Here is a 12,795-nt window from a genome sequence, read left to right on the forward strand (position 1 = left end):
AACTCACTTTACATAACGAGAAGGAAAGCTGTACTAGAAAATAACCCTCTCCTTTCAGGCCTAAAAATCACAGAGTAATTGCTTACCCTGTGATTGCCGTTTTGAGCCCAGAACTAGATACATATATAAAAATTCAGCTCTGCTTACTCATGTGATTTTATTTACTCTCGCTATTTATTAACTGTTAACTGATAGCTTCCTGCGCCTGAATACGAATACACTAATATGCGGTAATAACCGCTAGCGGCATTGTAGCTAATCGATTCCTGCGATGTCGGTGTTTCAGATATCGCGACTTGCTGCCAGCTGCCATTGGTCCACTTTTCAAGTTTTAAATCAAAGTCTGCATTACTTGGGCCGGTAAGTTGTAAGCCAATGGTGCCACCTGCGTATTGAAACCAGCGACCATCAGGGTGAACGTGCTGTTCTTTGTTCGCCAGCGTGCCTGTATACACATCACCCGTTGGGGGCGGTGTGCCTGTAACAAGCTCAAATGACATCGTGGCTGCAGCGTCTGAAATATTCTTAATCGACAAGCCTGAATCTTGGCCATTCCACCACAGTGCATTGGTGCCTTTATTGGTTAATGCATTGGGTAAAGTACTTGAAAACTCTCCTGCGGCTTTAAATAAGTCGCTATTATCACCGCGGTTTATGTTGTTTTCTGGATCTCGATTCGCGTCGGCGTGTTCCATTTGAATGTATGGTCGCCACTCATTCGAGTTACTACCGGCATTGTCTACGTGCCAAATCGCAAGCCCTGAGTCTAACTGCTCTGAATTTTGTCCTGCGCGATGAACCGCTTCAATGTAAAACGCTTCGTTTCGGTTGGCTGGGTTGGTCCACTTATATGATGTGTTACTTGCCGACGTATGCGTTAACACCCCTTTTGGTGCACTGCTATTTATGGCGGGGTTTAGCTCTGTGACTGCATCCCATCCAGCAAGATTTCGAAAGTGTGCCACCGGTGGCGTAGGTTTAAACTTATTGGTAGTGCCAATTGCACCATAGCCCATCACGCCAAAGCTTGCGACAGAACCTTCTGAGCTGCCATCATAGTCATATAAGTCTGGCCAATTGGTGATCAAGTGCCCTGATTCATGTACAAAGGTACCAATGGCTAAGCTATCACGCATATCGGTGATCTGATATCGGTCGGTACATACGCCGTCAGCACAAAATTGGGGACTCAACCGTGCCATGTGTGGCCATAGCCCTTTTGACCAACTGCTATCAGAATTACCCGCATAAAAAATGTTTAGGCCTTTTATTTGCTTACTGCTGTTGGTTGATAACGTCGAAAAGTCAAAGCCTTGCTGTACTTCAAGCCAATCTAAGGCTTCTTTTATCAGCTCTTGTGAGCGCACCGTAGAGCTATAACGGCTATCGGCATAGTACGATTTGTTCTTTTTCGCGGTGTAGTACTGAGTTACCGTATTGGTATAATCTAACTTGCCCCCTGAGACCGACCTAAAGTACCCGCGTACCGACTGCGCATTACCAAATTCGGTGTAATTTATATCATTTAAAAAAGACTCAATTTGGCTTTTATTGATGGTGCCGCGCTGATCAGGAAAATCAATAATAATGGTAAGGCCTTTTACGTTACCCGCGGCCTCTTCAAGTGTAGTGACTTGATTTACATCGTGCGTTACATGAGGTTGGATTTGATTGTTAACTACAGTATGGCTGTGTAACTGCTCGGTACTTAACAACATGGCTTGCTGCGCTTGTGCCACTTTTGCACTGACAGCGGCAGGGGTTAAGGTTTTCACATTGTGCACATGTTGATGTGACGTGCCTTTTTGTGAAGCGCGATGGTCGGCTGCATCTTGCTGCGAGTTATTCGCGGTGTCCGCCTTGGCTAACACCCCAGTCGAAATAAGCTCAGCCCCATCACTTGATACCTCAGCATAGGCTAAGCCATTTAATTGATTATCAAATATAACCAATCGTCCGTCGCTCGTACGCTGGTAAGCAAAGTAGTCGTTGCCGTCTAGGGAGATGGTGAGTACCTCTCCATTTGGCTGCGTATAATGGTATTGTGCATTGTCATAGGGAATTGCCGCATTGGCAATCGTGCTCACTAAGGCTAATTTAGCTAAAAGTAATGTGTTAAACCGATACATGTTTGTTCCTTAAATAAGTTCAAGAAACATACAATTAACATTTAATGTATAAATAAGCAACAAGTTGCTGTTTGCGTCAATGGGTTCACTTATTCAGTAAATTGATCAGTTCAACGCGCAAGGCCATTGATTGTGCGGGGTTCATGGCTGCCAGCCGGCCTTTAGCATCATTTGGAATATGGGTATGCTTATCTTCACTATTAAAAATATAGTGATCAAATATGCTTTGCCAAGCGGCTTTTTCGTGTGCAGGTAACTGGGCTAATGATAATAACGCATGGGTTAATACATCACTGGGCATACCTAAATGGCGGGGCACATCTCGCCACCAATAGTTGATCAACGCATTGACATTGCTCTTACCTTCAACGTGGTGCCACCATAGGCTAGGAATATAGAGCATATCACCGGGATAAACATCACATACAAAAGCGTGAGTTTGCGCCTCTTTATAGCGCGGAAACCGCATTAAATCGGGGTCGGTTATATCCACCAAACTCACCACCTGCCCAGCAGGCGTTACATCCATGGGACCTGGGTATAAGTTTTTAATTTGCTCAGGCGCAAACAGGGTAAACTGGCGCTTACCCGCCACCACACAGGCTAAGTTATCTGGCACGTCATAATGGGCTGCAATTTTAGTTTTGCCCCCTAGCCACAAACTGGTTAATGCGCTGTCGTGTTTATGGCTGTCTGCATGTGCAATATTAAATGGGGTGTGTGCAGTTAAGCCGGGCAAGCAATACTCTAACGTGGTAGAGCCCATATACACGGTGTCTGTCGTTTGGGTTGTTTCTTGAACCGAGGTCTGATTTTTTAAATGGCGAACAATCTCAGCCAGTGTGGTTTTACTTTGTGTGAAGTTTTTTTTGGTTAAGCTGTCATCGTAAAAAAATCGGCCGTTATACTTTGCCGCCAGCCAGCAGGCAAATACTGGCACGTTTGCATCAAATTGAGCGATGTAATCAAAAAATGCCTCATCAGAGTGTATTGCCACTTGAACAATAGGCCAGCTGTGCGCCACCCCTTTAAATAAAATAGGTTGGCTTTGTCGCTGCGTTACCTCAGTAATTAACGACGAAATTTGCGTTTGGTCAGGCAGTTCAAAAGTAAGTACGCGGTTCATTTAGTGCCCTTAAGCTTCACTTTGCGGTGGGCTTTGGTGCTCGCTTTGCTGCTGGTTTTGGTTCAACTTTACATTGACCAAGTTTTTTAACTGACCAAGAGACGCCATCACCATATAAATATGCTGTAAATAACCTACTTGGTGCAGCGCTTCAAGGGCACTTGCGTCTAACTGACGTAAGTTATCTTCATTGATGGTGTACAAGCCAGTTAAGGTATCTGATCCTACTTTAAGGGTGGCACTTTCCAACAATTCATATTTAAGTAAGCTTTGCATGAAGGCTTCGTCGTCAGCATGACCATGATGAATGGCCTGTAAAACACTGTTTATTTGAGTCAAATATTCACTGTTACCGCCGTGCTCTAAAAATAGCGGCTCACCGTGTTCATAATTTACTCTGGGGTGCGCTACATCAATATGTACTGCCGCGACTTGCTCGGGCACACCGTTATTTATGTGTTCTGTGAATCCAATTAAAAACGGCGCACGTAATATCGACAATGGCATGTACTCGGCCATCCAATTGTCGTTTTCTAAATATAAGTTTTCTCCCTCAGCAAACCCCAATAAAACCACAGACTGGAACAATCCTGTTTGTGCGTTCTTTTTGAAAAAAATCACGTACTCATTTTGCAATTGCACAAACTCGCTGGGGAATACCCCGGTAATACTCACATTATCGCCAAACTGGCTACTTCGATGGGTCATTACTTTAATTTTGTGATGATCTTTATTATTAACTAGCTCAACTTTGCTCATTGTCACCTCTGTTTATATTTTTGGTATTCCATGGTTCTTAATATTTAAAAGCAATGCTCGGTTTGTGGGTAAGGTCTGTTTACCGTGCTCAGCAAAGCGATTTACGCTTAACTGAATATCTTTAAAAAGTGCCTCTGAATGCGTAGGTAAAACCGATTGTGTTATGGCTGTGTCAAAGCCCATGCCATATAAAATATATTGGTAACTTGCTACCGAAAATATATCGTTGCTATGGGTTAAGTCTTGATGCTTAGGGACTTGATAACGCCACAATGCCAATAGTTCACTCAGGTTTTGCGGTATGCCTTGTGAGCGCATAATTTGCCAGTATTCACTGTCAGCCCGATTGCTCAGCACATAATGCAATTTTAAAAATGCCACCGCACTTTGCCAATGGTGGCTAAACTCTCGGTTAAAGCGCGCTGAGACCGTTTCCATATGTATGGAGTTTTGCGGTAAGTTTTCAGTAATATACGCGGCACTTAACTCAATCATAACCAATGCAGACGCCTCTAAAGGCTCTAAAAATCCGGCCGACATCCCCACTGCAACACAGTTTTTATACCAAAGTGTTTGCCTATACCCGGGGTTAAACTTAATTGTGCGAATAGCCTCAGCATCAGGCTTGCTTAACCCTTGTTTTTTAATATAGTTTAACAACGCAGCCTTGGCGATGTGCTCACTGGTAAACTCACTGGCAAACGTATAACCAATACCACGGCGTGTAGGCAACGCAATGTCCCATATCCACCCCTCAGTTTGTGCCGTAGAAAGTGTGCAAGAATTTATATCGCACTCACTACTCTTGTGAGGCACTTGCACCGCGACCGCTGAGTCATTTTTTAGCACCTGCTGTTGACTCAACCAGGGTACTTTATAGTGTTTATCAATTAGTAGTGCAGCGCCGCCACTACAATCAATAAATAAATCTCCCATCACGTTAGCGTGTGTTGTTGTGCTCACGCCTTCAATGTTATCGGTGCATTGTCCAATAACCCCTATCACCTCATCCACAATATGCGCGACGTGTAATTGCTCAGTGCAATGCTTTTTTAAAAGTTTTGCGAATTTATCTGCATCTAAGTGGTAGCCATAATTGCCTTGGCCTGTAAATTCTTTGTCACTGCCCAGCTTGGGCGCTAATTTGGCGTCACACCATGTTGCTTGTGGGCACAGCATATGGGCAAAGCTCAGATCTGAACTTCTTGGAACATGTGCTGAGTGACCTTGAATATACCCTGCGGGTAACGAGAAGGGGTGATAATAATTGTCAGGCATCTGACTCGACCCCCAATTGATAAACTGAGAACCTTGCTTAAAAGATGCATCACAACTGCGCATAAAGTCTGTTTCAGTTATGCCAATTTTTTGCAGTGTGTCTCGCATCGTAGGCCATGTGCCTTCACCTACACCAATGGTTTTTATATTCGCTGATTCTATGAGCGTAACGTGCACCTGCTCGCCATGATGGGCGGCAATAACGCCCGCGGTTAACCACCCTGCACTGCCCCCACCAATAATGACAATGCGTGTCACCGTGCTATTTGATGCACTATTTTTTGACGCACTATTTTCTGATGTACTGTCGTCTGATGCACTGTCGCCCGATGTTTTAGCCGTCGTATTGTGACCCATATTCTCAACCATACTTTCAACCGCACTTTTCAACCTTAACTTAACCAAGATAGGTGTCGCTGCATTGCGTGCTTTATCGTACAAACGGCTGTATCACAGATACAGCCGTTTATTTTTAAACACACTTTCCAAATCAATTATTTAAAAAGTATAGCGGGCGCCAATATTATAGCGAGCACCATATTGCGCCCCATTTAAAAACTGCTCTGGGTAACGCACATATACACGCTGCGTCTGTTCGGTAATATTTAACCCTTCAAAAAACACCACCAGCTGATCGGTCACTTGGTAATTCACATTTAAATCGACCTGCGAGTATGCTTCGGTAAATACTGGTGATGAATGCTGATCAAAGCCCGATAGAAATTCATCGCGCCAGTTATACGAAAGCCTGACCGATAAGCCGTCTTTATCGTATATTGCCGAAAAGTTAGCGGAATCACTCATACCGACTAACGCAAATTGTGGGTCAACCACATCTCGGTCTACTTCAACATCGCCGCTGACTTTCGTGGCATTGGCTTGTAAGCCAAACCCAGATTCACCAAACATATGCTGAACAGCAAACTCCCACCCGTACAAGCGCGATGCGCGTAGGTTTACATCTCGAGATACCGCAAAACTTGCTAACGGATCATCAGTATTACCCGCTATTCGCGTTCCAGCATCACGGCCCATATTTTGGTTAATACGGTCGTGAATAGCCTGATCTGAAGGCTGAATGCCCTCTGCGATCAGCTCTTGTCGTGCTTGCTCGGCGCGAGGGCCAATAAACGCATCGGTTAGCCCTGCAATGGTTTCGTTGGTGGTTACATTCACTAAAAAGTTATCTACTTTTTTATTGAAATACCCTATCGAGACATAACTGCCTTCTTCATAATAATACTCAGCTGATAGGTCATAGTTATCAGCGACATAAGGCTGTAACTGTGGGTTGCCCACTTCCACTTTACGTTGCCCAACTTTTGGGTTACCAATGAAGTTTTTAGTAGAGCCTAGCGCGTCAATTGATGGGCGAGTGAGTGAACGCGAGTAAGATGCACGTAAAATCACATCATCAACAATTTCATAGTCAATATCGACACTGGGTAGTAACTCTTCGGTTTCACCTTCACCTTGCGAAAAGCTCTGATCGGTGGCGTACACATATTCCCACTCATTACCATTCACCCATTCCATCGACACCGCGGGGCGCTCTAAACCCGCAGAGGTGACCTCCGTTTTTTCATAGCGCAAACCAACCAGTACATTTAATGGCATATCATTCACATCAAACGTCATGCTTACTTGGGTATACAAGGCCGTTGTGACTTCTTCAACACGGCTGTCGTTATCTATGGGGCCTGATTGAAACTTGCCATTTACATCGGTTGGCCAACCTGAATTGTATATATCTGGTGCAATGGTATCTTCAATGGTTTCAAACAAGTGCAACACCGAATCAAAATCCGCCGTGACATAGTAGTCTATGGCTTTATTATTGCCGTTTGAGAAGCCATCGAGTAATGAATTTATACCCACCCGTTCAAACATATCATCAGGGAAATGCACCGCAGACCAGTTCCACCAGCCTGCTGGTAAGTTTTGCGAAAAGGCTTTGGTTTGCCTAAATTCCATTTTGGTATGCGCGCCACCAAAACTCACTTTGTTCACAAAGCCATCATTTTGATTTACCCACTCACCTTTTAACTGAAACTGCTGCATGTCATTTTCGCTGGTGTCGTTTGTGACAGCACCAAACAATGAACCAATATCAGCGCCCGTAAGCTCAGCTTGAGGCTGACCCTGCCCATCAATTAAATCTAGCCCCCATAATGGGATCCCGCTACCATCAACGGTATTCGATTTAATATTAATGTTGGCGGTATTTGGGCCAAACTCAGGCCCAGAGTCTGCACAAAAACCACAAAACGTATTACCAATAATCAAAAACGCATCAGAACCTAAACCTGCTCCGCCATTGGTGGCCGATGAGTCATGCATATCAAATTGCAGTTCTAGGGCATCACTGGCTTGCCAAGTTAGGTTAAAACCCAAAGACTTGTTTTCATTTTCATACTGAGCACGGCTTAAATTCGTGGCATAATCGCCGCCAATTTCAGCTACATCGGTATAAGTACCATTTTCGTTAATGGTGGCGCTTTTTACATTACCGCCATTGTTAAACCACACACCAAACCCATTTCGATTTGACTCAAACTCGAGTTTTGAATAGGTGTAGTCAACCGTTGCTTCAATGTCGTCGTTTACGGCATATTGTAAAACCAGCTGACCATTAACACGGGTACGTTCGTTATCGTTAATCGAGTAGCCTGAGTTTTGCGGATACCAAGTCGCGCCATCCGCACGCTGATTATTGTCGGTTAATGCCAAATTAGGGGATGCGGCAAGGTTTACATTGGGGATCCAATTATCAATGGCAGCTTTTTGTTCACGATTATTGCGGTCTTGATATGAACCCGACAACAAAACGCCTAGCCTATCTTCCATAAACGTATTACTAAAAATACCCGAAATTTCTGGGGTAAGGTCATCACCTGTTTCATTTGACGTTTCAAGCACCCCTTTTAACCCCAACGACGCTTTTAACCCTGGTGACGTAAGCGGCTTAGCAGTGATCATATTCACTGTTGCGCCAATGCCCCCACTGGGTAAATCGGCTTTCGTGGTTTTATAGACTTCAACCGCGCTGACACCTTCTGTCGCAATATTTGCAAAATCAAACGAGCGACCTCCAACAGTTGGCATTTGGCGACCATTTAAAGTGACGAGGTTAAATTCAGGGCCCATACCCCTTACCGTTATTTTACTTCCTTCGTTATTACTTCTATCAATAGATACCCCGGTGATCCGTTGCAAAGATTCTGCAAGGTTTGCATCTGGGAACTTGCCAATATCTTCAGCAGTGATGGCATCTACCACACCCGTTGCACTGCGCTTTACATCCATTGATTTGATTAAACTGCCTTTTATCCCTGTGACTTCAATCACTTCTATTTTTTCTTCTTCAGCAGCGTTAGCCAACGAGACTAAATTACCACTGAGAATGAGCGACAGGCTCGTTGCTAACACCGATTTATTGAATTGCTTGGTTTTCATAGAATGTCCCCAGACCACACCATATGTTTAGTGCTTATGTGTAAAAGTAGCTCAAAAACCACTTTTGCAAATAAAGCACTGAGTTATACGCTCAATTACGTTATTGTGTTTTATTAAATGTAAGCGCTTACATTTAAAGTTAGAATATTATATTTGCTGCGTCAACTGTTTATTAACTAAACCACAACTAAATTGGTTTTTTTATTGCTGTGCAACCATTAACAGACTAAAAATCACTGCGTAACTATTAATTTAAATTTAATATTTCCAATTACTTAGCAAACTCTTTGCTGGATTTTCTGATCTCAAGCTTTGGCACAAACACATCTCGTAATACTAAGCCCGATTTATCATATGTTTTTGCTAAAATGTAGTTCGCCGCCATTTTTCCCATTTGAAAAATAGGATAGTCCACCGTCGTGAGCGTTGGGTACAAGTAACTGGCGTAAATAATATTATCGAACCCGACAATAGAGAGTTGTTCAGGAATATCTAAATTAAGCTCACGCGCACGGGTCATCACGCCCGATGCCATTTCATCATTCGCGCAAATCACCGCACTAAATGCCTTGTCTGTTGCCAGTAAAGCATCTAACCCAGCACTGCCAGACAGTTGTTGATAGTCACCTTCAAATACCAATTCACTATCAAATGAGATGCCGGCATCTTGCAACGCCAACTTATGCCCGTTCAACCTCGCTTGCGCATCTTGCTTCCAACTTGGGCCGCTGATATAGGCCACCTGAGTGTGCTTCAAATCTAGAACATGCTGCGTAGCAAGGTAACCGCCCTGCTGATTATCTAAACAAATACAATGGCTTGATATTTGTTCTATATAGCGGTTTATTAATACAAAAGACACGCCTTTTTCTGCCAAGTCGATTAAGTACGCGTCAGAGACCGCTTCAACGTGCAGTATTAAAGCATCGCATTTCCGGCCAATTAAAAACTCAATACTGGCTTGCTCTGTGTCGGCATTCGAGTGGCCCGAGGCAATAATGGCATGCTTGCCTTCACCGCGCAGTGTTTGCTCTATGGCGCTCATCATGTCACCAAAAAATGGGCCATGTAACTCCGACACCAGCACACCTACACTATTCGAACAATTCGACGCCAAAGATTGGGCGATCGCATTTGGCTGATAACCCAATTCAGCCATTGCACTGAGTACTTTCTCTTTGGTTTTGTCGCTCACTCGTGCGTTATTATTCATCACCCGAGAAACTGTTGCCAACGACACACCTGCGAGTTCAGACACCTGATAAATTGTCGCCATTAAACATCCTCGTTTTACTTATTCTTCGCTTAGCCAATTGCTAAGCTGCTATTTTTATTACGCTATTTTACACAACTGGGTTTGTACATGTGCCATTTCACCCGCGTTTAATTTATAGCGTGTCATGATCATCGCGACGACAAGCGAGCCAATCGCCGGTAAGAGAGTAAAGCTCAGTACAATGCCTTGCTGAGTATCATGTGACTGCGCAACATCGGCTTGATAGCCATAATAACTTAATTGCCACCCTGCAATCGCGCCTCCCAGTGCAATACCCAGTTTAATAAAAAACACCACCGATGAATAGACCATACCAGTGATCCTTCGTGACGTTTTAAGCTGCCCATAGTCAATGGTATCGGCCATCATTGCCCATAAAATTGGCGTTGCCATTTGCAAAAAGAAGCTCCACAATGCAAACATCACAAACGCCCACTGCCACTGTTCCTTAGGTATCCAATAAGCCAGTGCGCATAACAGTGCGCTGATCAGTTGCAGTGCAACATAGGCCTTTACTTTACACACCCTATTAGCCAGCCAACTGGAACATGCACACCCTAAAATACTCATGATCATGCCAAGGGTCACAAAGTGCGTTACCAGATCTGGTAATTCTAAATAGTATTTTACAAAATACACAGCCAATGAGGCTTTCAACACTTGGCCTGTTAATAAACACAGCCCAGCAAACGACAGTAACTGCCACTGATCATTTTTAGCCAATAACTTAAAGTCTGAAAAAACCGACGCCTTTGTTACTCTTTTTTGATGGGGTAGCACACGTTCAGTGGTGCCCAAAAAACACAATATAAACAACACTAAGCCCAATACACTCATTACAGCCATGGTGTATTGATACCCTTTTTGTTGATTGCCTTCACCTAGCAGCTCCACCAGCGGCATAGTACCTGCGGCAATGATCAGCCCCCCTAACATGCCACACACAAAGCGATAAGATTGCAAAGACACCCGCTCTTTTGGGTCAACGGTTAACACGCCACCCAACGCTGAATAAGGAATATTAATTGCGGTATAAACCAGCATAAGTAACGCGTATGTCACGAACGCATAAGCCACTTTAAATTCATAGGGCCAATCAGGTGTGGTAAATGCCAGTATACAGATCACTGAAAATGGCACTGCTAACCATAATAAATAAGGCCGGTATTGCCCATATTTGGTGTGTGTTCTATCAGCTAAAGCCCCCATTAACGGGTCTGTAACGGCATCAAATATCCTAACTACCAAAAATAATGTGCCCACTAATGCGGCATCAATCCCCATAACATCGGTATAAAAAATCAATAGAAACATCATCACTGTTTGGAAGATAAGGTTACTTGCTGTATCACCTAATCCGTACGCTATCTTTTCTTTTATTGTTAGTATCATGCGTCACCTCGCGAATGCATTATTATCTGTTGAGCAGCATATTCCTGTATTGTTTAGCGCTTTCTTTTAACGTGCGTTGTTGTGTTTGGTAATCGACATAAACTATACCAAAGCGTTTTTCATAGCCTTCAGCCCATTCAAAATTATCCATTAGGCTCCATGCAAAGTACCCTCTAACATCTACACCTTGCTTCATTGCAGTGTCTACCGCTGCAAGGTGCGTATTAAAATAAGCGACTCTGTCTAAATCGATTATTTGCCCCTGCATCGGCTCGTCATTCATGGCCGCCCCATTCTCTGTGATATACACGGGGGGTAAAGTGTAGTGGTGATTTAAATCAATCAACAATTTAGTTAAGCCTTGTGGGTAAATCTCCCACCCCATTTGAGTCACACTGAATGTTGCAGGAGCCACTAATTTAAAGTCTTCTTGTTCGCAACTGCGATATACCGAACGACTGTAATAGTTCACACCCAAAAAATCTAAATTGGCTGCAATAATATCCATATCACCGACTTTAATATCTGGTTGATGTTCAGGGCTTAGCGCGTCAATAACATCAGGGTACTTACCCTCAAGCAAGGGTTTAATATACCAATGATTAAAATGCTGATCAGCAAGCATTGCTGCGTTTATATCAGCTTGATTGGCGCTCGCAGCAAAGCAAGGGCTAAAATTAAGGACTATGCCATTTTGGCTTTCGGGGCTGTTTTTTTGCAATACTTGCATGGCAAGACCATGGGCTAGTAACAAGTGATGTGCTGCTTTTTTACCGTATTGCTTGCCTGATATGCCAGGCGCATGAATACCTATTTCATACCCTAAATACGCGCTGCACCAAGGTTCATTTAATGTTGCGTATGAATATACTTTACCTTTAAACGCTTTGCTTACCACATCAACATACTGCTCAAACGCATAGGCCGTCTCTCTGTTTAACCACCCCCCATTGTTTTCTAGCGCTTGTGGCAAGTCCCAGTGATATAAGGTAACAAAGGCTTTGATATCGCGTTTTTCAAGCTCAATTAATAAATCAAGATAAAACTGCATCCCTTTGGTATTAACTGAACCATCATGGTTTAGCACCCTGCCCCACGATACCGAAAACCGATAAGCGCCAACTCCTAAGTTATCGATTAACGATACATCATCACGCCAGTGGGTAAGGTGATCGCAGGCAACGTCCCCATTCGATCCATCCACAATGGCACCAGAGGTATGACAAAACGTATCCCAAATGGTTGCTTGCCTTGTACTTGACTGGCCTTCAATTTGAAAAGCAGACGTTGCCACACCAAAAATAAACTGCCAGTCGTTCATCTTAGAATTGTCTGGAATAGTTAACTGCGTCATTGTGCCGTCCTATCTGTTTTGAGCT

Annotated in this window: 8 protein-coding genes; all 8 read right to left on the reverse strand. The window is 43.7% G+C overall.

The window, feature by feature from the left end; genetic code table 11:
• Positions 1 to 170 precede the first annotated feature (170 nt).
• Positions 171 to 2,129 (reverse strand): M6 family metalloprotease domain-containing protein, encoded by a 1,959-nt coding sequence (locus PCIT_RS12850; RefSeq protein ID WP_010366651.1) that lies wholly within the window; start codon positions 2,127 to 2,129, stop codon positions 171 to 173.
• 85 nt (positions 2,130 to 2,214) lie between these two features.
• Entirely contained in the window at positions 2,215 to 3,255 is a 1,041-nt protein-coding gene (locus tag PCIT_RS12855) for a cupin-like domain-containing protein (RefSeq protein WP_010366653.1), read from the reverse strand.
• A gap of 9 nt (positions 3,256 to 3,264) precedes the next feature.
• A complete protein-coding gene (locus PCIT_RS12860) occupies positions 3,265 to 4,014 on the reverse strand; it encodes a SapC family protein (RefSeq protein ID WP_010366655.1) in 750 nt (249 codons plus the stop codon).
• 12 nt (positions 4,015 to 4,026) lie between these two features.
• Positions 4,027 to 5,733, reverse strand: coding sequence for a tryptophan halogenase family protein (locus tag PCIT_RS12865; protein ID WP_010366657.1), 1,707 nt, complete (start codon positions 5,731 to 5,733; stop codon positions 4,027 to 4,029).
• A 57-nt stretch (positions 5,734 to 5,790) separates the two neighbouring features.
• Positions 5,791 to 8,748, reverse strand: a complete 2,958-nt coding sequence (locus PCIT_RS12870) for a TonB-dependent receptor (protein WP_010366659.1) — start codon at positions 8,746 to 8,748, stop codon at positions 5,791 to 5,793.
• A 271-nt stretch (positions 8,749 to 9,019) separates the two neighbouring features.
• Positions 9,020 to 10,024 carry a LacI family DNA-binding transcriptional regulator gene (locus tag PCIT_RS12875; protein ID WP_010366661.1) on the reverse strand — a complete coding sequence of 335 codons (1,005 nt, stop codon included), beginning with the start codon at positions 10,022 to 10,024 and terminating at the stop codon, positions 9,020 to 9,022.
• A gap of 57 nt (positions 10,025 to 10,081) precedes the next feature.
• Positions 10,082 to 11,413 carry a glycoside-pentoside-hexuronide (GPH):cation symporter gene (locus PCIT_RS12880; RefSeq protein WP_040698271.1) on the reverse strand — a complete coding sequence of 444 codons (1,332 nt, stop codon included), beginning with the start codon at positions 11,411 to 11,413 and terminating at the stop codon, positions 10,082 to 10,084.
• A gap of 25 nt (positions 11,414 to 11,438) precedes the next feature.
• A complete protein-coding gene (locus tag PCIT_RS12885) occupies positions 11,439 to 12,770 on the reverse strand; it encodes a GH1 family beta-glucosidase (RefSeq protein ID WP_010366665.1) in 1,332 nt (443 codons plus the stop codon).
• Between the last annotated feature and the right edge of the window lie 25 nt (positions 12,771 to 12,795).

Source organism: Pseudoalteromonas citrea (assembly GCF_000238375.3).
Taxonomy (GTDB): domain Bacteria; phylum Pseudomonadota; class Gammaproteobacteria; order Enterobacterales; family Alteromonadaceae; genus Pseudoalteromonas; species Pseudoalteromonas citrea.